Below are 21,967 nucleotides of genomic sequence, written 5' to 3' on the forward strand. Positions count from 1 at the left end.
GAAGTCGTGCATCTTGGGAATGAGAAAGTAATTTTTCGCGTTCAGAGAGCTCAACTGCAATAATCTCTACGTCATAACAAAAGCAATGGCTGTTAATAAAGACCTGCAATACCTCCGGAACATCGGGATTATGGCGCACATCGACGCCGGTAAGACCACGACTTCGGAGCGCATTCTCTACTACACCGGTAAAACCCACAAAATCGGGGAAGTGCACGAAGGTGCTGCCACGATGGACTGGATGGAGCAGGAGCAGGAGCGTGGTATCACCATCACGTCGGCTGCTACTACTACCTTCTGGAATTACCCTACCGATGCAAACGGTGATCCGACTTCGGAGACCAAGCAATATAAAATCAACCTGATCGATACTCCCGGCCACGTAGACTTCACCGTAGAGGTGGAGCGCTCGTTGCGTGTTCTGGATGGTGCCGTTGCTCTGTTCTGCGCCGTTTCGGGCGTTGAGCCGCAGTCGGAAACCGTATGGCGTCAGGCTGACAAATACAAAGTGCCGCGTATCTGCTTCGTCAACAAGATGGACCGTGCCGGCGCTGACTTCTTCAAGGCCGTAGCCGAGATTAAGGACAAATTGGGTGCAAACCCAGTGCCTCTGCAAATCCCGATCGGGGCTGAAGAAACCTTCAAAGGTGTTGTCGATCTGCTGACCGGCAAGGCTATCGTATGGGATGATGCCACCCAAGGCAAGTCGTACCACGAAATCCCGGTTCCCGAGGATCTGGTGGATACTGTTGCCGAGTGGCGTCAGAAGCTCATCGAGAGTGTTGCTGAGTATGATGACCGTCTGTTGGAGAAGTTCTTCGAAGATCCAGAAAGCATCACCCGCGATGAAATGATGGTTGTTATCCGCCAAGCGGTTATCGACATGAAGTTCTCGCCTGTAATGTGCGGATCGGCCTTCAAAAACAAAGGTGTACAGTCGATGCTGGATGGCGTAATGGCCTACCTGCCTTCGCCGCTGGACATGCCTGCCATTATCGGTACTAACCCCGACACTGGCGAGGAACTTGAGCGTCACCCAGACAATGACGAGCCCTTCACGGCTCTGGCATTCAAAATTGCTACTGACCCGTTCGTGGGCCGTCTGTGCTTCTTCCGCTGCTACAGCGGCGTGCTGGACGCAGGCTCGTACGTGTTCAACAACCGCACCGGCAAGAAGGAGCGTATCTCGCGCCTGATGCAGATGCACTCCAACAAGCAGAACCCAATTGATAAGATCCAGGCGGGTGATATTGCTGCAGGTGTTGGTTTCAAAGACATTAAGACTGGTGATACGCTGACCGACGAAAAGTCGCGCATCGTACTCGAGTCTATGTCGTTCCCTGAGCCTGTTATCGGTTACGCCATTGAGCCCAAAACTCAGGCTGACGTTGATAAGATGGGTATGGCTATTGCCAAACTCGTGGAAGAAGATCCTACCCTCGTAGTACAGACTGACCCCGAGACTGGCCAGACCGTACTGAAAGGTATGGGCGAGCTTCACCTTGAAATCATCATCGACCGTATGCGTCGTGAGTTCAAGGTAGAAATCAACCAGGGCGCCCCAATGGTTGCCTACAAGGAGATTCTGACCAAAACGGTTGAGCACCGCGAAACTTATAAGAAGCAGACTGGTGGTCGTGGTAAGTTCGGCGACATCGTGTTCGAACTCGGTCCGAAACTGACCGATCCGGAGAAGCCAGGTCTAGAGTTCGTAAACGATATCACCGGTGGTGTTATCCCTCGCGAATTCATTGCCCCAGTTCAGAAAGGTTTCGAAGAAGCCATGAAGAACGGTCCGCTGGCAGGCTTCCCCATCGAGGGTATGCGTGTACGTCTGTACTACGGTTCCTACCACGATGTTGACTCGGATGCTCTGTCGTTCGAACTCGCAGCGCGCGGTGGTTTCCGTGAGGCAGGCAAGCAAGCTGGTCCAAAACTGCTCGAGCCTATTATGGCTGTAGAAGTAGTTTCTCCTGATGAATACACCGGCTCGGTAACGGGTGACTTGAACCGTCGTCGGGGTATCATGAAAGGCATGGACACGAAAGGTGGCGCCAATGTGATTAAGGCTGATGTTCCGCTGTCGGAACTGTTCGGTTACGTAACCACGCTGCGTACTATCTCTTCGGGCCGTGCTTCAGCTTCGCTGACTTTCTCGCACTACGATCAGGTGCCCAATAACCTTGCTGAAGCTATCATTGCTAAGCAAAAGGGTAACGCCATTCGCTAATACCGCTTTCATTCAAAAGACATGAACCAGAAGATTCGCATCAAACTCAAATCCTACGACCACAACTTGGTGGATAAATCGTCGGAGAAGATTGTGAAGGCGGTGAAGGCTACGGGTGCTATCGTAAGCGGCCCTATCCCATTGCCAACCGACAAGGAGAAGTTCACTGTACTACGTTCACCCCACGTGAACAAGAAGTCGCGTGAGCAGTTCCAGCTCTGCACTTACAAGCGCCTCGTTGATATCTACTCCACTTCGTCGAAGACTGTAGATGCCCTGATGAAGCTTGAACTGCCCAGCGGCGTTGACGTTGAAATCAAAGTCTGAGGACTGATTTCTAAGATTTAAATAAGAAAATGCCCCATTAGTTCTTCGGAACTGATGGGGCATTTTCTTTGCTGATAAGGGGCTAACTATATGATCCTGAAAATATTTCAGGGCGGGGTTAGATTATCACATAACAATTTCCTAGCTTTGCACTCCATTTCCGAAAACGCCACTTGGGCGTTTTCGAGTGTGTCTTTTTCTAAAACCCCAATCGAATGCCTGGCATCATCGGTAAAAAAATCGGTATGACAAGCCTCTTCACTCCGGACGGGAAGAACATTCCCTGCACGCTCATTGAGGCGGGTCCGTGCGTAGTGACGCAGGTTAAGACCATCGAAACGGACGGCTATACCGCCATCCAGCTCGGTTACGGCGAGAAGAAAGCAAAGAACACCACCAAAGCATTGGCTGGTCACTTCGCTAAAGCCGGAACCACCCCCAAGAAAAAACTCGTTGAGTTCCGCACCGACGAGGCAGCCAATTATACTGCTGGTAGCGAAATCAACACTACTCTCTTCGAGGAAGGTGAATTCGTTGACGTAGTAGGTACCTCAAAAGGTAAAGGTTTCCAGGGCGTAGTAAAGCGTTACAACTTTGCTGGTGTTGGTGGCCAGACGCACGGTCAGCATAACCGTGGTCGTCACCCCGGTTCTATTGGTGCTTGCTCGTGGCCTTCACGCGTATTCAAAGGAATGCGCATGGGTGGCCGTATGGGTAACGACCGTGTGAAAGTGCAGAACCTGAAGGTGATGCGCATTGTAGCCGACAAAAACCTCATCGTGGTGAGCGGCTCGATTCCCGGTGCCAAGAACTCTTTCGTGGTCCTGGAAAAATAAGCTAGCAACATGGAACTGTCAGTAATCAACATCAAAGGCGAAGACACCGGCCGCAAGGTTACTCTGTCTGACGCCATCTTCGGCCTAGAGCCGAACGAGCACGTGATGTATCTCGACGTGAAGCAGTATTTGGCCAATCAGCGCCAGGGTACGCACAAGTCGAAACAGCGTAACGAAGTACACGGCACTACCAAGAAGCTGAAGAAGCAGAAAGGTACCGGTGGTGCCCGTGCAGGTAGCATGAAGTCAGGTGTATTCGTAGGTGGTGGCCGTATTTTCGGTCCTCAGCCTCGCGACTACGGCTTCAAGCTGAACAAAAAAACAAAGCGTCTTGCTCGTCTGTCAGCCCTCTCGGTGTTGGCTAAAGATGGCAAAGTATCAGTAGTGGAAAACATTACTCTTACTTCAGCTAAGACCAAAGACTTCGCCGCTATCCTAGCTGGTTTGAAGCTGAACAACGGCAAGAAAACCCTGCTAGTAACTGGCTCGGTTGACAAAAACGTGGTTCTGTCGGCTCGCAACATCCAGAAAGTGAGCGTAGCTACTCCGGTAGCTCTGAATACCCACGATCTGCTGAACACCGACACCCTGTTGCTGTCAGAAGATGGGTTGAGCGCTCTGGAACAACTCTATACCACTGCTGAGTAATGAGCATCCTGAAGAAACCCATCGTAACTGAAAAGGCTACGGGTCTGAACGAGAAAAGCCAATATGCTTTCGAAGTGGCTATTGACGCCAATAAGGTTCAGATCAAGAAAGAGATTGAGCAAATGTACGGAGTGACGGTAACGGGCATCAGCACGATCCGCACCATCGGCAAAGTGAAATCTAAGTTCACGAAGGGCGGCGCCGTTTCTGGTCGTCGTGCCCATGGCAAAAAAGCCATCGTGACCGTGAAAGAAGGCGATATCATCGACTTCTACAGCGGCCTGTAAGCCTACTTTCCCGCCAAGAGATTTTCCCTAAGCAAGAGTAATGGCACTCAAAAAACTAAGACCAACATCACCGGGTCAGCGCTTCCGCATCGCCCCGGCCTTCGACGAGATTACTGCGTCGACGCCGGAGAAGTCGCTGTTGGCACCCCTGAAAAACTCCGGTGGCCGTAACAACTCAGGCAAGATGTCTAACCGCTACATCGGTGGTGGACACAAAGCCAAATACCGTATCATCGACTTCAAGCGTGACAAGGCTACTGTGCCTGCTACGGTGAAGACGATTGAGTACGATCCTAACCGTACCGCTCGTATTGCTTTGCTGCAATATGCTGATGGTGAGAAACGCTACATCATTGCTCCAGCTGGTCTGACCGTAGGAGCTAGTGTGGTGTCGGGTTCGGGCGTAGCTCCGGAAGTAGGCAATGCCCTGCCCCTGCGTGAGATTCCGCTGGGTACCATCGTACACAATATCGAGCTGATGCCCGGTAATGGTGCTGCTATGGCCCGCTCAGCTGGTACTTATGCTCAGCTGGTAGCCCGCGAGGACAAATACGCCACCTTGAAATTGCCCTCCGGCGAAATGCGCATGGTACTCGTTACCTGCATGGCTACGGTAGGTACCGTTTCAAACGGCGACCACATGAATGTTCGCCTCGGCAAAGCCGGCCGTAACCGTTGGTTGGGTCGTCGTCCCCGCGTTCGTGGTGTGGCTATGAACCCTGTCGATCACCCAATGGGTGGTGGTGAAGGTAAATCGTCGGGTGGTCACCCACGTAGCCGTAATGGTATCTTCTCGAAGGGCCAGAAAACGCGCAACAAGAATAAGTATTCCGAGAACCTGATCGTAAGCCGCAAAGGCAAGAAGTAAGCAATGGCACGTTCACTAAAAAAAGGGCCGTACATTGACTTCCGGCTCGAGAAGAAAGTATCGGCAATGGACGAATCCGGCAAAAAGTCGGTGGTGAAGACTTGGTCTCGCCGCTCGATGATTTCGCCTGACTTCGTTGGCCACACCTTCGCTGTTCACAACGGCAATAAGTTCATCCCGGTGTATGTAACGGAGAACATGGTAGGACACAAGCTCGGTGAGTTTGCTCCGACCCGGAACTTCCGCGGCCATATCGCCAAGAAAGATAAAGGCAAGCGCTAATCATGGAAGCAGTAGCTAAACTCCGGAACGTGCCTACCTCGCCGCGCAAGATGCGCTTGGTAGCCAACCTGGTACGCGGTCAGAAAGTGACCCGTGCTCTAGGCCTGCTGAAATTTGAGGCCAACTCGGGTGCTCCTAAAATCGAGAAACTGCTCTTGTCGGCTTTGGCCAACTGGCAGCAGAAGAACGAGGACGAGCGCATCGAAGATGCCAACCTCTACATTAAAGAGATTTTCGTGGATGAAGGTCGTATGCTGAAGCGTCTGCGCCCTGCCCCTCAGGGACGTGGCCACCGCATCCGCAAGCGTAGCAATCACGTGACGCTGGTGATTGACTCTAAAGTAGAACCGCTAGGCAGCAAAGCTGCTGCTAAGCAGGCTGCTGAGACCAAGCCAGCCGCCAACGCTGAAGCTAAGCCCAAGACGACTCGTCGTAGCACGGCCAAGAAATCCACTGAAACCACGGCAGAAGCCACCGCATAAGCACTATGGGACAGAAAGTAAATCCGGTTGGCTTCCGTCTGGGCGTCATCAAAGGATGGGACTCGAACTGGTACGGTGGCAAGGACTTTGCCGACAAACTGGTTGAGGACGAAAAAATCCGCAAATACATCATGGCTCGTATCCCGAAAGGGGGTATCAGCCGCATCGTAATCGAGCGCACTCTGAAGCGTGTCACCATCACTATCAACACGGCTCGTCCGGGTGTAGTAATCGGTAAAGGCGGTGCTGAAGTTGATAAGATCAAGGACGAACTGAAGCAGATTACTGGCAAAGACGTTCAGATCAACATCTTTGAGATCAAGCGTCCTGAACTTGATGCCAAGCTAGTAGGCGAAAGCATTGCTCAGCAGCTCCAGGCTCGTATCTCTTTCCGCCGTGCCATGAAAATGGCAATTCAGGCTGCTATTCGTGTTGGTGCTGAAGGCATCAAGATTCAGTGCGGTGGTCGTTTGGGTGGTGCTGAGATTGCTCGCTCCGAGCAGTATAAAGAAGGCCGTACGCCACTGCACACACTGCGCGCTGACATTGATTACGCTTTGTCAGAAGCACAGACTGTGTATGGTAAAATTGGTATCAAGGTATGGGTGATGCGTGGTGAAGTATTCGGCAAGCCGGATCTTTCTCCTAATCAGCAGCCCGCCGGTGGTCAGGGTGGCGACAGCCGCAACGACCGTGGCCCGCGCGGTGAGCGTGGTGACCGTGGTGGTGACCGTGGCCCACGTCGCGACCGTAATGACCGCGGCGGTGAAGGCCGTGGTGGTGACAACCGCGGTGGTCAAGGTGGTGGACAGCGTCGCGGTGGCGGCGGTGCTCCGAACCGTGGCGGCCAAGGCGGTGGAGCACCCCGTCGCTAGCCTTTTTCTTTTCTCTCGATTAAATTCAAGATAACTCATGTTACAACCGAAAAGGACCAAGTATCGCAAGATGCAAAAGGGTCGCGTGCATGGCCTAGCCCATCGCGGCAGCTCCATTGACTTCGGTTCGTTCGCTATCAAGTCGCTGGAACAGGCATGGATTACGGCTCGCCAAATTGAGGCAGCTCGTATCGCCATGACCCGCGCCATGAAACGCGAAGGTCAAGTATGGATTCGCATCTTCCCAGATAAGCCTATCACTAAGAAGCCCGCTGAAGTGCGGATGGGTAAGGGTAAAGGTTCACCCGAGTATTGGGTAGCCTGTGTTAAGCCTGGCACCATCATGTTTGAGTCAGACGGTGTTTCACTAGAAGTGGCGCAGGAGTCGCTGCGTCTGGCCGCGCAGAAATTGCCGGTTCGGACTTCATTTGTTGTTCGTCGCGACTACGTAGAAAGCAAGTAAGATGAAGAACGCAGATATCCGTGCCCTCTCTATTGAGGACCTCAAAAATCAAATTAAGACGGAGCAAACCAATGGTCAGACGATGCGCTTCGCGCACGCCATTTCACCTTTGGAAAACCCGATCCGTCTGAAGCAAGCCCGCAAAAATGTCGCCCGTCTGCTGACCGAGTTGAAACGTCGCGAGAACGAGCAGGCTACTAACACTGCTAACTAACGATGGCAAGCAACGAAGAACAGCAGGCAACGACCGCAACTGAGCGGAACCTGCGCAAAGAAATCATCGGGCGCGTTTCCTCCTCTAAGATGGACAAGTCCATCACGGTGGTAGTGGAAAGCAAAATGAAGCACCCGATCTACGGCAAGTTCGTTACCAAGTCGACCAAATTCATGGCACACGACGAGAATAACGAATGCGGTGAAGGTGATACGGTTCGTATCATGTCAACCCGTCCGTTGAGCAAGAACAAACGCTGGAGACTGGTAGAAATCGTAGAACGCGCCAAATAAGATGATACAGCAAGAATCCCGTCTGACCGTCGCTGATAACAGCGGCGCCAAAGAAGTTCTCTGCATTCGTGTCCTCGGTGGCACGGGCAAGAAATATGCTAGCGTAGGCGACAAAATTGTGGTTGCAATTAAGTCGGCTATTCCCTCCGGCAACGCCAAAAAAGGCGCTGTATCAAAAGCAGTAGTTGTTCGTACGAAAAAGGAAATTCGTCGTAAAGACGGTTCTTACATTCGTTTCGATGACAATGCTGCTGTACTGCTCAACAATAACGATGAGCCCCGCGGTACCCGCATCTTCGGCCCCGTGGCCCGCGAATTGCGTGAAAAGCAGTTCATGAAGATCGTTTCGCTGGCTCCTGAAGTTCTCTAAGCAATGGCAACGAAAACGAAAGCAACGCCCGCGAAACTGCACGTGAAAACTGGTGACACCGTTCTGGTGATTGCCGGCGACGAGAAAGGCAAAACCGGTACTATTAAGTCGGTGAACCGCTCTACCCAGCGTGTTATCGTGGAAGGCCTGAACCTGGCAACTAAGCACAACAAACCAAGTGCGAAGAACCCACAGGGCGGCATCACCAAGATCGAGGCACCGATTCATGTGAGCAACGTGAAGCGTGTTGAATCGACCAACGCCTAATCAGCTCTACGACTATGGCACGACTGAAAGAAAAATATAATAAAGAAGTAGTACCTGCGCTCCAGGAGAAATTCCAATTCAAGAGCATCATGCAGGTACCACGCATCACTAAGATCTGCATCAACCGTGGCATCGGATCAGCAGTAGCTGATAAGAAGCTAGTTGACAATGGCGTAGATGAGCTGACGACCATCACTGGTCAGAAAGCAGTTGCTACCATTGCCAAACGTTCGGTGTCGAACTTCAAACTGCGTGAAGGCATGCCTATCGGTGCTCGCGTTACCCTACGCGGCAATCAGATGTACGAGTTCCTCGACCGTCTGCTAACCATCGCTCTGCCCCGCGTTCGTGACTTCAAAGGCATCAATGATAAAGGCTTCGATGGCCGCGGGAACTATACCCTCGGTGTCAAGGAGCAAATTATCTTCCCAGAGATTTCGATTGATAAAATCAAATCGATTTCCGGTATGGATATTACCTTCGTAACGACTGCTGAAAACGACGAACAGAGCTACGAGCTGCTGCGCGCTTTTGGGATGCCGTTCGCTAACGCCAAGAAACAGAACAATGGCTAAGGAATCAATGAAAGCACGGGAGCGGAAGCGTATTGCTACCGTAGCCCGTTACGCCGAGAAGCGCAAGGCTCTGAAAGAGGCTGGCGACTACGAAGGTCTGGATAAGCTGCCCCGCAATGCTTCGCCAGTGCGTCTGCACAACCGCGACAAAATTGACGGCCGCCCTCGTGGATACATGCGTAAGTTCGGCATTAGCCGGGTACGGTTCCGTGAAATGGCACTCGCCGGTAAAATTCCTGGTGTAACCAAGTCAAGCTGGTAAGACCACGAATTGCTTTACATAGCCAGCTAGTAAAGCAATGATATTTGGCAGGTTGCCGAAAGAAACCATTGGCCGAGCCTAAATAAGCCGAGCCGAGTAGTCTTAACCGAAAATTTCGTCGCCTCTTTCCGTGGCGGCGAAATTTTCATATCTTTGCGGCTCCCTAAAAAAGGGCGCTTCATTTTTACATCCGAATGAACACAGATCCAATTGCCGACTACCTTACCCGGGTGCGCAATGCCATTAAGGCAAACCACCGGGTAGTAGAAATCCCGGCCAGCAACATCAAAAAGGAAATCACGAAGGTGCTCTACAAGAAGGGCTACATTCAGAGCTACCGTTTTGATGACTCTGCGGTACAGGGCACGATCAAAATCGCGCTGAAGTACAACCCGGCTACCAAGCAGCCTGCTATCACAAAGCTGGAGCGTGTAAGCACTCCAGGTCTGCGTAAGTACGCTCACGTAGAAAACCTGCCCCGCGTATTGAGCGGCCTAGGTGTTGCGATTCTGTCGACGTCGAAGGGCGTGATGACGGAGAAAGAGGCGAAAGCCGAGAACGTGGGCGGCGAAGTGCTGTGCTACGTCTACTAATCTGAAAGGAAAACGAGACTATGTCACGCATTGGTAAACTGCCCATCAGCCTGCCCGCCAACGTGCAGGTTGAAGTGAGCAACGAAAACACGGTAACCGTGAAGGGCCCTAAAGGTACTTTGGTGGTTCCAGTTGACCGCGACATCACGATAGCTACCGAAGATGGTCAGCTAGTAGTGTCGCGCCCAACCGAGCAGAAGCGCCATAAGGCTATGCACGGCCTTTATCGTTCGCTGCTAAACAACGCAGTAAGCGGTGTTAGCAACGGGTTGGAGCAGAAGCTGGAGCTAGTAGGTGTTGGTTACAAAGCTTCTATGGCTGGTACCACCTTAGAACTGTCGTTGGGTTATTCACACAATATTTTCTTGGCTCTGCCGAAGGAAGTAACCGCCACGGCTGTAACTGAGAAAGGTAAAAACCCAATCGTTACTTTAACCAGCATTGATAAGCAACTGCTGGGCCAAGTGGCTGCTAAAATCCGCTCGTTGCGTAAAGTTGAGCCTTACAAAGGCAAAGGCGTGCGCTTCGTGGGTGAGCAGATTCGTCGTAAGGCTGGTAAAACAGCTTCGAAATAATAACACACCATGGCTTTCGATAAAGCAACTAGAAGAAAACGGATCCAGCGCATCATCCGCACTAAGGTGGCTGGCACGTCCGAGCGTCCGCGTTTGTCGGTCTTCCGCAGCAATACGGGTATTTATGCCCAGATTATTGATGACACGACTGGTCACACGCTGGCGTCTGCTTCCTCGAAGCACGTTTCGGTGGAAGGGGGCAACGGAGTCGCCCTCGCTGCCGCAGTCGGCAAAGAACTTGCTGCCCGTGCTACAGGAAAAGGAATTTCGAAAGTGGTATTTGACCGCTCCGGTTACCTCTACCACGGCCGCGTAAAATCATTGGCAGAAGGAGCCCGCGAAGGCGGCCTCAATTTCTAAATCATCATGGCAGAATTTAACAACGGCCCTCGTGGTGGTAGCGGCGATAACCGTGGCGGTGGCAATGACCGTCGTGGTGGTGGCAATGACCGTCGCGGGAATGACCGCAACAACGATCAGTCCCGTACTGGTGACTCTGATCTAAAAGAAAAGGTGGTTGCCATTAACCGTGTAGCAAAAGTAGTAAAAGGCGGTCGTCGCTTCAGCTTCTCTGCTATCGTGGTTGTAGGTGATGGTAACGGTACTGTTGGCTATGGCCTAGGCAAAGCCAATGAGGTAACCGACGCCATTGCTAAAGGCATTGACGACGCTAAGAAAAACCTGGTGAAGGTTCCGCTGTACAAGCACACGGTTCCTCATATCATGGAAGGTAAGTACTCTGGTGGTTTTGTGTTGGTTCAACCAGCTGCTGCTGGTACGGGTGTAATCGCAGGTGGCGCTATGCGCGCTGTTTTCGAAAGCGCTGGTATCAAGGATGTACTAGCTAAGTCGAAGGGTTCGTCGAACCCGCATAACGTGGTAAAAGCGACCTTCGATGCTCTGCTGAAAATGCGTGACCCCATGCAGATCGCTCAGCAGCGCGGCATCACCCTCTCCCAAGTTTTTAACGGCTAAGAGCAGATGGCGCAGATCCAAATTAAACTCGTAAAGAGCGTTATTGACCGCCCCGAGCGTCAGAAGCGCACTGTAAAGGCCTTGGGCCTCGGTAAGATCGGTAGCTCTAAGGCAGTGGAAAACACTCCTCAGGTAGCTGGCATGATCCACGCCGTGAAGCACCTGTTGGAAGTAACCGAACTCTAGGAATCTCCCGAAAATGAATCTCAGCAATCTACAACCTGCCGTTGGCTCGACACGCAATCAGAAGCGTATTGGCCGTGGTACCGGTTCCGGCCGTGGCGGCACGTCGACGCGCGGTCACAAAGGTGCCAAGTCCCGTTCGGGTTACTCCAAAAAATCAGGCTTTGAAGGTGGCCAAATGCCTCTCCAGCGCCGGGTACCAAAGTTCGGTTTCAAAAATATCAACCGTGTTGAGTACAAAGCCGTCAATCTTGACGTGTTGGCTTCTCTCGCGGAAGGTGGCATCACTACATTGGATGCTGCTTTCTTTGTGACTGCTGGCTTAGCTTCGAAAAACGCTAAGATTAAAGTGCTGGGCCGTGGTGAAATCACCCAAGCCCTAGAAGTGCATGCCCATGCTTTTTCCAAATCGGCTGTTGAAGCTATTGAGAAAGCAGGTGGCAAAGCTGTGACGCTGTAAGCCTGACTGGCAATGAACAAGTTAATCACCACGATTAAGAACATCTTTGCGATTGAAGATCTGCGTATGCGGATCTTCAATACGCTTTTTTTCATTGCCATCTACCGGCTGGGTTCTTACGTGGTGCTCCCTGGCGTCGACCCAACGAAGTTGACTGAAGGCGCAACTGGAGTTTTAGGTATCCTAGATACCTTGCTTGGTGGTGCTTTTAGCCATGCATCAATCTTCGCCTTGGGCATCATGCCTTATATATCGGCGTCCATTGTGTTGCAACTGCTCACAATTGCGGTTCCTTACTTTCAGAAACTTCAGAAAGAAGGTGAGTCCGGCCGTAAGAAGATCAACCAGTATACCCGCTTACTAACTATCCCTATTGTTGCTTTACAGTCTGTTGGCTTTATAGCAACGATAAACGCGGATGCAATTCTAAACCCAGGAGTTTTCTTTACTGTCTCTACTGCCATAATTGTAACAGCTGGTACGCTGTTTTGCATGTGGCTTGGAGAAAAGATAACTGATAAAGGTGTTGGCAATGGTATCTCCATGATCATTATGATCGGGATTGTATCACGGCTTCCTGGCGCTCTGATAGGTGAAGCGACTGCGCGGACAATGCGCGGCTCACTCATTTTCCTTATTGAGCTTGTAGTACTGTTCTTGGTAGTAATGGCGGTTATCATCCTGACTCAGGCTGTACGTCAGATACCAGTACAATACGCCAAACAGGTAGGAGGGGCAGCTAGCCTCAGCTCCCAGCGTCAGTATATCCCGATGAAGGTGAATGCGGCTGGCGTTATGCCAATCATTTTTGCTCAGTCGTTGATGTTCGTTCCTGCTATTGCAGCTTCTGCTTGGAATAAGAACAGCGACGCTGCTACGCTTATCAGCACATGGTTTCAACCTAACCATTGGGTTTATAACGTTGTCTTTGGCTTGTTGATTATCATCTTCACTTACTTCTATACAGCTATCAGCGTTAATCCTAATCAGATTGCTGATGATCTGAAGCGCAGTGGTGGATTTGTTCCCGGTGTAAAACCAGGTCGTGATACATCAGAGTATATCGATGAAGTGCTGACCCGGATTACGCTGCCTGGAGCTGTGGCTTTGGCTGTAATTGCAATATTGCCTGCACTCGCCAAAGTAGCTGGAGTGACTAGCAACTTTGCTCAGTTTTATGGTGGCACTTCCCTTATCATCATGGTTGGGGTAGTACTTGACACTATGAACCAAATCAAGAGCTATCTTCTCATGCGTCATTATGATGGTATGATGAAGACGGGCAAAGTACGGGGCCGGTCTCAGAACATTGCCCTCGCTTCGTAAGATGATTTTTTACAAGACAGAGGAAGAAATCGAGTTCATGCGAGCAAGCGCGAAAGTGCTGGCTCAGGCTCATGGAGAAGTTGCGAGCATGATTCGCGAAGGAATTACGACGCGAGAGCTGGATCAGCGCGCTGAAGAATTCATTCGGGACCACGGTGGGCATCCTTCTTTCAAAGGGTACAATGGGTTCGAATATAGCCTTTGCATTTCTCCCAACTCAGTAGTAGTACATGGTTTTCCAGGCGACTATACGCTGAAAAGTGGTGACGTTGTCTCGATTGACTGTGGAGTGCTGCTCAATGGGTATCACGCGGACAGTGCTTACACTTACCCAGTAGGGGAGGTTGCACCGGAAGTAATCAAGTTGCTAGAGGAAACCAAGAAGTCATTGTATCTCGGAATCGAGCAGGCGGTGGCTGGTAACCGGATGGGCGATGTAAGCTTTGCAATCCAGAACCATGTTGAAAAGCAAGGTTATGGGGTTGTACGGGAACTAGTCGGTCATGGCATTGGCAAGAAACTGCATGAACGGCCTGAAGTACCTAACTACGGTAAACGTGGTGCAGGTTTAAAGCTACAGACCGGGCTAGTACTTGCCATTGAACCAATGGTAAATCTGGGTACGAAGAGTGTAATCCAAGAAAAGGATGGTTGGACTATCCGAACCAAGGATTTAAAGCCTTCGGCGCATTTTGAGCATACCGTAGTCGTTCGCAAAGACAAGGCGGAAATACTTACCTCCTTCGAATACATAGAAAAAGCCTTACAGTAGCCTTATGGCCAAACAAACTTCCATTGAGCAGGACGGTGTTATCCTGGAAGCCTTATCCAATGCCATGTTCCGCGTGGAGCTGGAGAACGGTCACCAGTTGATTGCCCACATTTCGGGTAAGATGCGGATGCACTATATCAAGATTCTGCCGGGAGATAAGGTAAAACTCGAAATGTCGCCCTACGATTTGTCGAAGGGCCGAATTGTGTACCGTTACAAATAATCCGACGACATGAAAGTCAAAACCTCGGTTAAGAAGCGTAGCGCTGACTGCAAGTTGGTTCGCCGCAATGGCAAGCTCTACGTGATCAACAAAAAGAACCCGCGCTATAAGCAGCGTCAAGGGTAGTCAACTGGAAGTTGGGGACTTAGGGTCTTCAGGACTTGGTTTTTGAAGGAAAACTGTCCTAGCTCAAACCAGGTCCCCAAGACCCTAACTCGCCAAAAACCCAAACTCAACACATGGCTCGTATTGCAGGGGTAGATATCCCAGACAACAAGCGCGGTGAAATCGCGCTGACCTACATTTTCGGCATTGGCCGTCCTTCTGCCCAGCAGATCCTCACCAAAGCAGGCGTTGACCTGAATAAGAAGGTGAAAGATTGGACTGAAGCGGAGGCTGGTGAAATTCGTGGCGTAATTGCCGCCGAGTTCAAGACCGAAGGTGTGCTGCGCTCAGAAGTGCAGCTGAACATTAAGCGCCTCATGGACATCGGTTGCTACCGGGGTCTGCGTCACCGCAAAGGTCTGCCAGTTCGTGGTCAGCGTACCAAGAACAACTCGCGTACCCGCAAGGGCAAGCGTAAGACCGTTGCTGGCAAGAAAAAGGCTACTAAATAATCTGTAGCGGGAATCGAAGCCCGACTTCCAGTGTTGGAGGCGGGCTTCAACACCTTCCGCAGTTTTTCGCGATAACCAAATGGCACAAAAAAGAAAAGACAAAGCCAAGAAGCGCGTTGTCGTTGTAGAGCCAGTAGGCCAGGTACACATCAAGGCCTCGTTCAACAACATCATCATCTCCATCACCAACAACAATGGCCAAGTAATTTCTTGGGCATCGGCTGGTAAGATGGGCTTCCGGGGTTCTAAAAAGAACACCCCCTACGCAGCTCAGATGGCTGCTACGGACTGCGGCAAAGTAGCTCATGACCTGGGCATGCGCAAAGCTGAAGTATTCGTAAAGGGTCCGGGCGCTGGGCGTGAATCCGCTATCCGTACGCTGGGTAACGTGGGTATTGAGGTTACGACCATTAAGGACGTGACGCCGCTGCCCCACAATGGCTGCCGTCCTCCCAAACGTCGTCGCGTTTGATTTAGCGAACGGGCTCGCCTAGCGCGAGCCACCGGTGTCGGGTTCCGATTGCGCCTTTCTGCTATAGTAAGGTGCGCCTCCGGAAGCCGACACACGCGGTTCAACCCCTTCAAAACTCAATAACCCCGAAATGGCACGTTATACTGGTCCTAAAACCAAGATTGCCCGTCGCTTCAATGAGCCGATTTTCGGCCCAAGCAAGGCACTCACCAAGAAAGCATACCCCCCCGGCCAGCACGGTCGTGGTCGTCGTAAGAAGCAAAGCGAGTACGCTGTCCAGCTGATGGAGAAGCAGAAAGTAAAGTACATGTACGGCGTACTTGAGAAGCAATTCGAGAATCTGTTCCACAAAGCTGCTACTCTGCCCGGCATCACCGGTGACAACTTGCTGGCTTTGCTGGAGTCGCGTCTGGACAACACGGTATACCGTTTAGGCATTGCTCCTACGCGTCGTGCCGCTCGTCAGCTCGTTCTGCACAAGCACATCACCGTGAATGGTGAAGTTGTAAACATTGCTTCCTACAAGCTGCGTGCCGGCGATGTAGTGGCCGTTCGCGAAAAATCTAAGTCTCTGGAAGCTATCGTTACGAGCCTGAGCGCTCGCAACGCCCGTGCTTTCTCGTGGCTGGAGTGGGATGGCAAAGAAATGGTGGGCAAATTTATTAGCGCCCCCTCGCGTGATCTGATTCCGGAGAAAATCACGGAACAGCTCATCGTCGAGTTGTACTCGAAGTAATCATTGGAACGGCCCGGCAGTCTGGGCCGTTTCTCTGCTTCGACATTTTTTCCTTGTTATAACTGGAACTGGGTAGCAGGTGGTAAGAAATTAGGCTAGATTGGCCGCATTCTTACTACCTGCTCTCACTACTTCAAACGCCCCACTTATGTCAATCTTAGCTTTTCAAATGCCGGAGAAGGTTGTGATGGAGAAATCCGACGACTTCTACGGAACGTTTGAATTTAAACCGCTGGAGAAAGGCTACGGCGTCACGATCGGCAACGCTCTGCGCCGCATCCTGCTGTCGTCGCTGGAGGGCTATGCCATCACGTCGGTTCGCACCAACAGCGTACTGCACGAGTTCATGACCATTGAAGGGGTGATTGAGGACATGTCCGAAATCATTCTGAACCTAAAGCAGGTTCGCTTCAAGAAAGTGAGCGACGCCATCGAGGACAAAATCACGGTGCGCGTTAAAGGTCAGGACACGTTCTCGGCTGGTGAAATCAACAAGTTTACCAACGGTTTCCAGGTTCTGAATCCAGACCTGGTTATCTGCAACGTGGATCCCAACGTTGAGTTGGAGTTTGAATTCACAATTCAGAAAGGCCGTGGCTATGTTCCCGCTGAGGAGAATAAGCCTGCTGACCAAGTTTTCGGTCAGATTGCCATTGATGCCATCTTCACGCCTATCAAGAACGTGAAGTATAGCATTGAAAACACCCGTGTTGAGCAGAAGACCGACTATGAGAAGCTCCTCATCGAGATTCACACCGACGGTTCTATTCATCCGGAGGATGCGCTGAAAGGCGCTGCCAATATTCTGATTCAACACTTCATGCTGTTCTCGGACAGCACCATGACCTTCGAAACGGCGAAAGCTGAGGAAGAAGAGACCGTGGACGAAGAAACGCTGCACATGCGCAAAGTCCTGAAGACGCCACTGGCGGATATGGATCTGAGCGTACGTGCTTATAACTGCCTGAAGGCTGCCGATATCAAGACGCTGGGTGACCTAGTGCAACTTGACATGGCGGACATGATGAAGTTCCGCAACTTCGGTAAGAAGTCGCTGACTGAGCTGGAAAACCTCGTAGAGGAAAAAGGCTTAACCTTCGGAATGGACCTAGGCAAGTATAAGCTCGACGAAGAATAGGCTGTTGCCTGAAAAGGGGCTGAAGAGAATTGCTGTTCCAAACAGTTTCTTTTCAGCCCCTTTTTCATGTCCGCATATTCCGTACCTTTGCACTCCCATTTCACACTTTCATAAACCAGTGAGCCCTAAGGGACGACGGTTCTAATGTGAAAGCAACCTCGCGTTTGCTTTCCGCCGTGGTCGTTGTTCGCAAGCCCACACTTTTTTCATTTTATGCGTCACGGTAAGACCATCAACCACCTCGGCCGCACGGCCTCGCACCGCAATGCCATGCTTTCGAACATGGCGTCGTCGTTGATCCTGCATAAGCGGATCACTACCACGGTTGCTAAAGCTAAAGCTCTGCGCAAGTTTGTAGAGCCCCTGCTGACCAAGTCGAAGAACGACACGACGCACTCGCGTCGCCTTGTTTTCTCGGTACTGGAAAGCAAAGAGGCTCTGAAAGAGCTGTTCGGCACGGTGTCGGCTAAAATTGCTACCCGTCCAGGTGGTTACACCCGCATCATCAAGCTGAGCGATGTGCGTTTGGGTGACAACGCAGAGATGTGCGTTATCGAGCTGGTTGACTTCAACGAGACTCTGCTCGAAGCTAAGAACGCTAGCGAGTCAAAGGCTACCACTACGCGTCGTTCGCGCGGCAAGAAGAAGGCTGATGCTCCGGCTGGTGCTGCTGTAGCTCCTGCTGCTGTTGTAGAAACGGCTTCTCCTGAGGACACCGCAACTACTACGGTGAAAGAAGGCGAAAGCCGCGACGAAGCTAAAGCTGCCGACGAGGAAGCTGCTTCGTAATCTGAGCCAGTAAATTGTAAAAAGGGATGCACTGCAAAGTGCATCCCTTTTTTTGTGTCTGCGCTCTTTGACCTGTAAGTAGCGCATCAGTGATGCCGCCCTGGTAAATGTCGTAGTAGAAGCTAGCATCATCTGAAGATCCTGCATAGCTCCGCTGTTAGTAAGTATAGCTGGTGGGGCAGAGGGTTGAATGCGAGATACAGCCTAGTCTTTTGCAGCGGCCCAAATTATGGGGGCTGAAACGTCGGGGCTAATTTTTACCTTGCGGCGCAATACCTACTGGGGCATTGTCTGACACAGATCTTCATTTCATTCAACCCATTTCTTATGAGCATTATCACCGAAATTCACGCTCGCCAGATTTTTGATTCGCGCGGCAATCCAACCATTGAGGTGGACGTGACCACCGAAAGCGGAACTGTAGGCCGTGCAGCCGTGCCTTCGGGCGCTAGCACCGGCAAACACGAAGCTGTGGAGCTACGCGACGAAGACAACTCGAAGTACATGGGCAAAGGCGTGCTGAAAGCGGTGGAAAACGTGAACAGCAAGATTGCCGAAGAGCTGATTGGCTTCTCGGTGTTTGAGCAAGGCCTGCTCGATAAAATCATGCTGGAGCTGGACGGCACCCCGAACAAAGCCAACCTGGGTGCTAATGCCATTCTGGGTGCTTCGCTGGCTATTGCCCGCGCCGCTGCCGCCGAGGTAGGCATGCCGCTGTACCGCTACGTGGGTGGCGTAAACGCCACCACGCTGCCTGTGCCGATGATGAACATCCTGAACGGTGGCTCGCACGCGGATAACAGCATCGACTTCCAGGAATTCATGATTATGCCAGTTGGGGCTTCTTCCTTCTCAGAAGCGCTGCGCTGGGGTACTGAAATCTTCCATCACCTGAAAAATGTGCTCAAGAAGCAGGGCTTCAGCACTAACGTAGGCGATGAAGGGGGGTTCGCGCCGAACATCAAGTCCAACGAAGACGCTATCAAGATTGTACTGCAAGCCATTGAATCGGCTGGCTACAAGCCTGGCGACGACGTAATGATTGCCATGGATGCGGCCGCTTCGGAGTTCTATTCCGATGGTCACTACCACTTCAAAAAGAGCACCGGCGACAAGCTAACCTCTTCGGAAATGGTATCGTACTGGACCGACTGGACCAAGAAGTACCCTATCATCAGCATTGAAGATGGCATGGACGAAGACGACTGGAGCGGCTGGAAGGCCCTCACCAACAGCATCGGCTCTACTACCCAGCTGGTAGGCGACGACCTGTTTGTGACCAACGTAAACCGTCTGCAGCGCGGTATTGATGAGAAGATTGCCAACTCCATTCTGATCAAGGTGAACCAGATTGGAACGCTCTCCGAAACTATCGACGCCATCAACCTGGGCCGCCGCAATGGCTACAAGAGCATCATGTCGCACCGCTCAGGCGAGACGGAGGACAACACCATTGCTGACCTGGCAGTAGCGTTGAACACCGGCCAGATCAAGACAGGTTCGGCTTCGCGCTCCGACCGGATGTCGAAGTACAACCAGTTGCTCCGCATTGAGGAAGAACTCGGCGAAATTGCCTACTTCCCCGGCCGCAAGATGTAATTCGGCAGCTTGATCTGCTAACCCAGCGCAAGCACTTAAGAACGGCACCGTTGCCTTTGGGCGGCGGTGCCGTTTTTGGGTTTAGGCCGCAAACGTGCCTAGCTTTACTTACCGGCTTCAAGCAGCCACCACCTGGGTGGTGGTTTGGCTGGAATATTTGATATTTGTTGAGATGATACCTAAGTCAGGTTCATCCGCAAACCCTCAGTACAACTCTGCCATGCGCATCGGTGAATTATTCGGGCGGGTGCCGCGCTTTCTGCGCAGCTTCTATTTCCTGGCGGGCCTCAGCTTTCTGGTTTGGATGTTCTTGTTCGATGCCAACGACCTGATGAAGCAGTACGACATGTACGCTAAGTGGCAGGAGCTGCAAAACGACAAGGAGTATTACCTGCGCGAAATTGACAAAGTGAAGAAAGACCGCGCCGAGCTGCTTAGCAGTCCTGAGCTGCTAGAGAAGTTTGCCCGCGAAAAGTATATCATGAAGCGCCCCGGCGAAGATGTATTTGTGCTGATACCGCAGGAGAAGGAGTAAGCGTATGCGCGCCCTGAGCTTGTGGCGTGGTAGTTGCCCACAGCCTCCCGATGAGTTTACTGCGCAAAACATGTTGCTTACTTGGGCTTAGCGCCTTGTCGTTATTGCTGCCGCAGCTGGCCCAAACGGCACAGGTGCAACCCTCACAGGTGCAGGTGGCCCGGCGCTTTCTGCTGGCCGTGGTGCAAGGGGAGTGGGACGCCGCCTACGCGTGGCTAGCCCCTGATGTGCAGCAAACCCTCACGCCTAAGCAATTTAAAGCGGCTGCCCAGCCCATGCGGGAGCAAGCTCGCCGTTACGGGTCCTTCATCGACTTATACAAGCTAGGCTACCGCTTGCGCGGCACTGCTACGCCCGAGCCATTTGTGGCATTCTCCTTTAAAGCTGATACGCTTCAGAAGCCTCCACATTTCCAGCTCGACGTAACGTTTCGCGACTCCACAGCCCGGCAAGTGCAGGGCTTTAGCTTGGTGCCGCTGGTAGGAAGCAAGTAGAAGCTAGCCGGGCAGAGAAATCTTGCCCATCGTTACGGCCGGTACTCGCTGCCGTCCGGCTCCCATACAGATAGGCTGGCCTGCTACGGCTTCGTTGGCCAGCAACGCAAACAGAATAGCCTCTTTGGCGTCGGGCAGAACTCCTAGGGCAGCTGTGGTAGCAAAGCGGCAGCCGGGCAGATGACGTTGCAACGCTGCGCGTAATGTGGGATTATGCGCGCCGCCACCACTCATATACACGGCTAATGCCGGACTAGGGCCAAATACCAGCGTAACTGCCTGAGCCACTCCTAGGGCACTTAACTCCGTGAGGGTAGCTAGGGTATCTTCTACGCCTAATGTGGTAGTAGCGCTTTGTTGCTGTGCTTGGCACAGGTAAGTCGCTCCGAACAATTCTGGGCCTGTAGTTTTGGGTAATGGAGCCGTGAAAAACGAGTGCTCTAGTAGCGCAGCAAGCAAGCCTTCATGTACCGCGCCAGCTGCGGCTAAGTGGCCATCTTCATCGTAGGCCAACTCGGGGAAATGGGCGCGCACTGTGGCATCTAGCAGCGTGTTGCCAGGGCCGGTATCGGTGCTGAAGGCAGTGCTGGAATCCTGGGTAGTACGGGGTAGGTATGTGAAGTTGGCAATGCCGCCCAGGTTCAGTAGCAGCCGCTCTTCGTCGGGGCTGCTTAGCAGCAGGTAGTCGCCGTAGGCTGCTAACGGGGCGCCTTCTCCGCCGGCAGCAATATGCTTCTGCCGAAAGTCGCTGAGCGTGATAACGCCGGTCCGGACGGCTATGTGGTCGCCGTCGCCGAGCTGCAGGGTGGCATTTAGGGGGAAATCGGGGCGTCGGTGTTGGTGCTGAGGCGCGTGGTATACCGTTTGGCCGTGGCTAGCTATCAGATCTACTTCTGCCGCTGGAATCTGCCACTGCTGCAAGCTCTCCAGTATCATATCAGCGTGTAGCTGCCCTAGCCATGCGTGTAGCAGTGTAAGGTATTCCAGGCTTACCTGCTCCCGCGCAAACACCTCCCGAATACGCCGGCGTACGTCGTCGGAATAAGGTACCGTGGTGAATTGCAGCAGCTCCAGACGAGTGCCTGTGCCACTGCCGTGCAGGCGACACAGTGCTACATCCAACCCATCCAGAGAAGTCCCGGACATTAAGCCAATGATGCAGCGGCTAGGTTGCTGGGCAAGCTGACAGAGACGAGCAAGC

General features: G+C 52.2%; 34 protein-coding genes and 1 pseudogene. 34 read left to right on the forward strand and 1 reads right to left on the reverse strand.

Annotation, left to right across the window (positions count from 1 at the left end):
- Positions 1–85: 85 nt before the first annotated feature.
- The 34 genes and pseudogenes from fusA (at position 86) to ACYVHC_RS11470 (ending at position 20,766) form a co-directional block, all read left to right on the forward strand.
- Positions 86–2,230 (forward strand): elongation factor G, encoded by a 2,145-nt coding sequence (gene fusA, locus ACYVHC_RS11305; RefSeq protein WP_460613826.1) that lies wholly within the window; start codon positions 86–88, stop codon positions 2,228–2,230.
- A gap of 21 nt (positions 2,231–2,251) precedes the next feature.
- Entirely contained in the window at positions 2,252–2,557 is a 306-nt protein-coding gene (rpsJ, locus tag ACYVHC_RS11310; protein WP_022822123.1) for a 30S ribosomal protein S10, read from the forward strand.
- A 215-nt stretch (positions 2,558–2,772) separates the two neighbouring features.
- Complete coding sequence (gene rplC, locus ACYVHC_RS11315; RefSeq protein WP_460613827.1) at positions 2,773–3,393, forward strand: large ribosomal subunit protein uL3; 621 nt, start codon at positions 2,773–2,775, stop codon at positions 3,391–3,393.
- Between the two features lie 9 nt (positions 3,394–3,402).
- Positions 3,403–4,041 carry a 50S ribosomal protein L4 gene (rplD, locus tag ACYVHC_RS11320; protein WP_460613828.1) on the forward strand — a complete coding sequence of 213 codons (639 nt, stop codon included), beginning with the start codon at positions 3,403–3,405 and terminating at the stop codon, positions 4,039–4,041.
- Positions 4,041–4,328, forward strand: coding sequence for an uL23 family ribosomal protein (gene rplW / locus ACYVHC_RS11325; protein WP_460613829.1), 288 nt, complete (start codon positions 4,041–4,043; stop codon positions 4,326–4,328). Before rplD ends, rplW begins: the two co-directional genes overlap by 1 nt.
- 40 nt (positions 4,329–4,368) lie before the next feature.
- The gene (gene rplB / locus ACYVHC_RS11330) at positions 4,369–5,196 is read left to right on the forward strand and encodes a large ribosomal subunit protein uL2 (RefSeq protein ID WP_460613830.1); all 828 of its coding nucleotides are present in this window, start codon (positions 4,369–4,371) and stop codon (positions 5,194–5,196) included.
- A gap of 3 nt (positions 5,197–5,199) precedes the next feature.
- Positions 5,200–5,478, forward strand: coding sequence for a 30S ribosomal protein S19 (rpsS, locus tag ACYVHC_RS11335; RefSeq protein WP_110976712.1), 279 nt, complete (start codon positions 5,200–5,202; stop codon positions 5,476–5,478).
- A 2-nt stretch (positions 5,479–5,480) separates the two neighbouring features.
- On the forward strand, positions 5,481–5,960 hold the full coding sequence (gene rplV / locus ACYVHC_RS11340) for a large ribosomal subunit protein uL22 (protein ID WP_460613831.1): 480 nt from the start codon (positions 5,481–5,483) through the stop codon (positions 5,958–5,960).
- Positions 5,961–5,965: 5 nt separating this feature from the next.
- Positions 5,966–6,835 (forward strand): small ribosomal subunit protein uS3, encoded by an 870-nt coding sequence (gene rpsC, locus ACYVHC_RS11345; protein ID WP_460613832.1) that lies wholly within the window; start codon positions 5,966–5,968, stop codon positions 6,833–6,835.
- A gap of 37 nt (positions 6,836–6,872) precedes the next feature.
- Complete coding sequence (rplP, locus tag ACYVHC_RS11350; RefSeq protein ID WP_125417668.1) at positions 6,873–7,298, forward strand: 50S ribosomal protein L16; 426 nt, start codon at positions 6,873–6,875, stop codon at positions 7,296–7,298.
- 1 nt (position 7,299) lies between these two features.
- Positions 7,300–7,512 carry a large ribosomal subunit protein uL29 gene (gene rpmC / locus ACYVHC_RS11355; RefSeq protein ID WP_460613833.1) on the forward strand — a complete coding sequence of 71 codons (213 nt, stop codon included), beginning with the start codon at positions 7,300–7,302 and terminating at the stop codon, positions 7,510–7,512.
- A 2-nt stretch (positions 7,513–7,514) separates the two neighbouring features.
- Complete coding sequence (gene rpsQ / locus ACYVHC_RS11360) at positions 7,515–7,805, forward strand: 30S ribosomal protein S17 (RefSeq protein ID WP_088844269.1); 291 nt, start codon at positions 7,515–7,517, stop codon at positions 7,803–7,805.
- A gap of 1 nt (position 7,806) precedes the next feature.
- The gene (gene rplN, locus ACYVHC_RS11365; protein WP_045688459.1) at positions 7,807–8,175 is read left to right on the forward strand and encodes a 50S ribosomal protein L14; all 369 of its coding nucleotides are present in this window, start codon (positions 7,807–7,809) and stop codon (positions 8,173–8,175) included.
- A 3-nt stretch (positions 8,176–8,178) separates the two neighbouring features.
- Positions 8,179–8,427, forward strand: a pseudogene (gene rplX, locus ACYVHC_RS11370) (50S ribosomal protein L24); the annotation flags it as partial.
- A gap of 29 nt (positions 8,428–8,456) precedes the next feature.
- Positions 8,457–9,017 (forward strand): large ribosomal subunit protein uL5, encoded by a 561-nt coding sequence (rplE, locus tag ACYVHC_RS11375; protein WP_460613834.1) that lies wholly within the window; start codon positions 8,457–8,459, stop codon positions 9,015–9,017.
- A complete protein-coding gene (gene rpsN / locus ACYVHC_RS11380; protein ID WP_088462455.1) occupies positions 9,010–9,279 on the forward strand; it encodes a 30S ribosomal protein S14 in 270 nt (89 codons plus the stop codon). The genes rplE and rpsN overlap by 8 nt, the downstream gene beginning before the upstream one ends.
- 194 nt (positions 9,280–9,473) lie before the next feature.
- Positions 9,474–9,872, forward strand: a complete 399-nt coding sequence (gene rpsH, locus ACYVHC_RS11385; protein WP_088844266.1) for a 30S ribosomal protein S8 — start codon at positions 9,474–9,476, stop codon at positions 9,870–9,872.
- 20 nt (positions 9,873–9,892) lie between these two features.
- Positions 9,893–10,447, forward strand: coding sequence for a 50S ribosomal protein L6 (gene rplF, locus ACYVHC_RS11390; RefSeq protein WP_460613835.1), 555 nt, complete (start codon positions 9,893–9,895; stop codon positions 10,445–10,447).
- Positions 10,448–10,456: 9 nt separating this feature from the next.
- Positions 10,457–10,807 (forward strand): 50S ribosomal protein L18, encoded by a 351-nt coding sequence (gene rplR, locus ACYVHC_RS11395; RefSeq protein WP_044003239.1) that lies wholly within the window; start codon positions 10,457–10,459, stop codon positions 10,805–10,807.
- A 6-nt stretch (positions 10,808–10,813) separates the two neighbouring features.
- Positions 10,814–11,422, forward strand: coding sequence for a 30S ribosomal protein S5 (rpsE, locus tag ACYVHC_RS11400; protein WP_460613836.1), 609 nt, complete (start codon positions 10,814–10,816; stop codon positions 11,420–11,422).
- A 6-nt stretch (positions 11,423–11,428) separates the two neighbouring features.
- Entirely contained in the window at positions 11,429–11,608 is a 180-nt protein-coding gene (gene rpmD, locus ACYVHC_RS11405; RefSeq protein ID WP_460613837.1) for an uL30 family ribosomal protein, read from the forward strand.
- Between the two features lie 13 nt (positions 11,609–11,621).
- Complete coding sequence (gene rplO, locus ACYVHC_RS11410) at positions 11,622–12,065, forward strand: large ribosomal subunit protein uL15 (protein WP_460613838.1); 444 nt, start codon at positions 11,622–11,624, stop codon at positions 12,063–12,065.
- A 12-nt stretch (positions 12,066–12,077) separates the two neighbouring features.
- Positions 12,078–13,391, forward strand: coding sequence for a preprotein translocase subunit SecY (secY, locus tag ACYVHC_RS11415; protein WP_460613839.1), 1,314 nt, complete (start codon positions 12,078–12,080; stop codon positions 13,389–13,391).
- A 1-nt stretch (position 13,392) separates the two neighbouring features.
- Entirely contained in the window at positions 13,393–14,163 is a 771-nt protein-coding gene (gene map, locus ACYVHC_RS11420; protein WP_460613840.1) for a type I methionyl aminopeptidase, read from the forward strand.
- Between the two features lie 4 nt (positions 14,164–14,167).
- Positions 14,168–14,386: a translation initiation factor IF-1 gene (gene infA, locus ACYVHC_RS11425; protein ID WP_022822146.1), complete on the forward strand. Its 219-nt coding sequence runs from the start codon at positions 14,168–14,170 to the stop codon at positions 14,384–14,386.
- Between the two features lie 9 nt (positions 14,387–14,395).
- Complete coding sequence (gene rpmJ / locus ACYVHC_RS11430; protein ID WP_460613841.1) at positions 14,396–14,512, forward strand: 50S ribosomal protein L36; 117 nt, start codon at positions 14,396–14,398, stop codon at positions 14,510–14,512.
- A 113-nt stretch (positions 14,513–14,625) separates the two neighbouring features.
- On the forward strand, positions 14,626–15,003 hold the full coding sequence (gene rpsM, locus ACYVHC_RS11435; RefSeq protein ID WP_022822148.1) for a 30S ribosomal protein S13: 378 nt from the start codon (positions 14,626–14,628) through the stop codon (positions 15,001–15,003).
- 79 nt (positions 15,004–15,082) lie between these two features.
- Positions 15,083–15,475 (forward strand): 30S ribosomal protein S11, encoded by a 393-nt coding sequence (gene rpsK / locus ACYVHC_RS11440; RefSeq protein ID WP_022822149.1) that lies wholly within the window; start codon positions 15,083–15,085, stop codon positions 15,473–15,475.
- 130 nt (positions 15,476–15,605) lie between these two features.
- Positions 15,606–16,211 carry a 30S ribosomal protein S4 gene (rpsD, locus tag ACYVHC_RS11445; protein WP_460613842.1) on the forward strand — a complete coding sequence of 202 codons (606 nt, stop codon included), beginning with the start codon at positions 15,606–15,608 and terminating at the stop codon, positions 16,209–16,211.
- A 148-nt stretch (positions 16,212–16,359) separates the two neighbouring features.
- Complete coding sequence (locus tag ACYVHC_RS11450) at positions 16,360–17,349, forward strand: DNA-directed RNA polymerase subunit alpha (RefSeq protein ID WP_460613843.1); 990 nt, start codon at positions 16,360–16,362, stop codon at positions 17,347–17,349.
- A gap of 213 nt (positions 17,350–17,562) precedes the next feature.
- Complete coding sequence (gene rplQ / locus ACYVHC_RS11455; RefSeq protein ID WP_460613844.1) at positions 17,563–18,138, forward strand: bL17 family ribosomal protein; 576 nt, start codon at positions 17,563–17,565, stop codon at positions 18,136–18,138.
- A 327-nt stretch (positions 18,139–18,465) separates the two neighbouring features.
- Positions 18,466–19,737 (forward strand): phosphopyruvate hydratase, encoded by a 1,272-nt coding sequence (gene eno / locus ACYVHC_RS11460; RefSeq protein ID WP_460613845.1) that lies wholly within the window; start codon positions 18,466–18,468, stop codon positions 19,735–19,737.
- A 220-nt stretch (positions 19,738–19,957) separates the two neighbouring features.
- Entirely contained in the window at positions 19,958–20,272 is a 315-nt protein-coding gene (locus tag ACYVHC_RS11465) for an FtsB family cell division protein (protein WP_460613846.1), read from the forward strand.
- A 95-nt stretch (positions 20,273–20,367) separates the two neighbouring features.
- Positions 20,368–20,766, forward strand: a complete 399-nt coding sequence (locus tag ACYVHC_RS11470; RefSeq protein ID WP_460613847.1) for a hypothetical protein — start codon at positions 20,368–20,370, stop codon at positions 20,764–20,766.
- Between the two features lie 3 nt (positions 20,767–20,769).
- Here the strand turns inward: ACYVHC_RS11470 and ACYVHC_RS11475 are convergent, their stop codons facing one another.
- Positions 20,770–21,912 (reverse strand): anhydro-N-acetylmuramic acid kinase, encoded by a 1,143-nt coding sequence (locus ACYVHC_RS11475; RefSeq protein WP_460613848.1) that lies wholly within the window; start codon positions 21,910–21,912, stop codon positions 20,770–20,772.
- Positions 21,913–21,967: the final 55 nt, after the last annotated feature.

Source organism: Hymenobacter seoulensis (assembly GCF_054780535.1).

Bases quoted from the DNA above. Each gene is read 5' to 3' on its own strand.
- ACYVHC_RS11465 (WP_460613846.1), top strand. From the start codon at position 19,958: ATGCGCATCGGTGAATTATTCGGGCGGGTGCCGCGCTTTCTGCGCAGC.
- eno (WP_460613845.1), top strand. From the start codon at position 18,466: ATGAGCATTATCACCGAAATTCACGCTCGCCAGATTTTTGATTCGCGC.
- rplO (WP_460613838.1), top strand. From the start codon at position 11,622: ATGAATCTCAGCAATCTACAACCTGCCGTTGGCTCGACACGCAATCAG.
- ACYVHC_RS11450 (WP_460613843.1), top strand. From the start codon at position 16,360: ATGTCAATCTTAGCTTTTCAAATGCCGGAGAAGGTTGTGATGGAGAAA.
- rpmJ (WP_460613841.1), top strand. From the start codon at position 14,396: ATGAAAGTCAAAACCTCGGTTAAGAAGCGTAGCGCTGACTGCAAGTTG.
- rpmD (WP_460613837.1), top strand. From the start codon at position 11,429: ATGGCGCAGATCCAAATTAAACTCGTAAAGAGCGTTATTGACCGCCCC.
- rpsM (WP_022822148.1), top strand. From the start codon at position 14,626: ATGGCTCGTATTGCAGGGGTAGATATCCCAGACAACAAGCGCGGTGAA.
- rplC (WP_460613827.1), top strand. From the start codon at position 2,773: ATGCCTGGCATCATCGGTAAAAAAATCGGTATGACAAGCCTCTTCACT.
- rpsD (WP_460613842.1), top strand. From the start codon at position 15,606: ATGGCACGTTATACTGGTCCTAAAACCAAGATTGCCCGTCGCTTCAAT.
- rpsH (WP_088844266.1), top strand. From the start codon at position 9,474: ATGAACACAGATCCAATTGCCGACTACCTTACCCGGGTGCGCAATGCC.
- map (WP_460613840.1), top strand. From the start codon at position 13,393: ATGATTTTTTACAAGACAGAGGAAGAAATCGAGTTCATGCGAGCAAGC.
- rpsE (WP_460613836.1), top strand. From the start codon at position 10,814: ATGGCAGAATTTAACAACGGCCCTCGTGGTGGTAGCGGCGATAACCGT.
- rplF (WP_460613835.1), top strand. From the start codon at position 9,893: ATGTCACGCATTGGTAAACTGCCCATCAGCCTGCCCGCCAACGTGCAG.
- rplV (WP_460613831.1), top strand. From the start codon at position 5,481: ATGGAAGCAGTAGCTAAACTCCGGAACGTGCCTACCTCGCCGCGCAAG.
- rpmC (WP_460613833.1), top strand. From the start codon at position 7,300: ATGAAGAACGCAGATATCCGTGCCCTCTCTATTGAGGACCTCAAAAAT.
- rplR (WP_044003239.1), top strand. From the start codon at position 10,457: ATGGCTTTCGATAAAGCAACTAGAAGAAAACGGATCCAGCGCATCATC.
- ACYVHC_RS11475 (WP_460613848.1), bottom strand. From the start codon at position 21,912: ATGTCCGGGACTTCTCTGGATGGGTTGGATGTAGCACTGTGTCGCCTG.
- rplE (WP_460613834.1), top strand. From the start codon at position 8,457: ATGGCACGACTGAAAGAAAAATATAATAAAGAAGTAGTACCTGCGCTC.
- rplQ (WP_460613844.1), top strand. From the start codon at position 17,563: ATGCGTCACGGTAAGACCATCAACCACCTCGGCCGCACGGCCTCGCAC.
- rpsS (WP_110976712.1), top strand. From the start codon at position 5,200: ATGGCACGTTCACTAAAAAAAGGGCCGTACATTGACTTCCGGCTCGAG.
- fusA (WP_460613826.1), top strand. From the start codon at position 86: ATGGCTGTTAATAAAGACCTGCAATACCTCCGGAACATCGGGATTATG.
- infA (WP_022822146.1), top strand. From the start codon at position 14,168: ATGGCCAAACAAACTTCCATTGAGCAGGACGGTGTTATCCTGGAAGCC.
- rpsC (WP_460613832.1), top strand. From the start codon at position 5,966: ATGGGACAGAAAGTAAATCCGGTTGGCTTCCGTCTGGGCGTCATCAAA.
- secY (WP_460613839.1), top strand. From the start codon at position 12,078: ATGAACAAGTTAATCACCACGATTAAGAACATCTTTGCGATTGAAGAT.
- rplN (WP_045688459.1), top strand. From the start codon at position 7,807: ATGATACAGCAAGAATCCCGTCTGACCGTCGCTGATAACAGCGGCGCC.
- rplD (WP_460613828.1), top strand. From the start codon at position 3,403: ATGGAACTGTCAGTAATCAACATCAAAGGCGAAGACACCGGCCGCAAG.
- rpsN (WP_088462455.1), top strand. From the start codon at position 9,010: ATGGCTAAGGAATCAATGAAAGCACGGGAGCGGAAGCGTATTGCTACC.
- rpsQ (WP_088844269.1), top strand. From the start codon at position 7,515: ATGGCAAGCAACGAAGAACAGCAGGCAACGACCGCAACTGAGCGGAAC.
- rplP (WP_125417668.1), top strand. From the start codon at position 6,873: ATGTTACAACCGAAAAGGACCAAGTATCGCAAGATGCAAAAGGGTCGC.
- rplB (WP_460613830.1), top strand. From the start codon at position 4,369: ATGGCACTCAAAAAACTAAGACCAACATCACCGGGTCAGCGCTTCCGC.
- rpsJ (WP_022822123.1), top strand. From the start codon at position 2,252: ATGAACCAGAAGATTCGCATCAAACTCAAATCCTACGACCACAACTTG.
- rpsK (WP_022822149.1), top strand. From the start codon at position 15,083: ATGGCACAAAAAAGAAAAGACAAAGCCAAGAAGCGCGTTGTCGTTGTA.
- rplW (WP_460613829.1), top strand. From the start codon at position 4,041: ATGAGCATCCTGAAGAAACCCATCGTAACTGAAAAGGCTACGGGTCTG.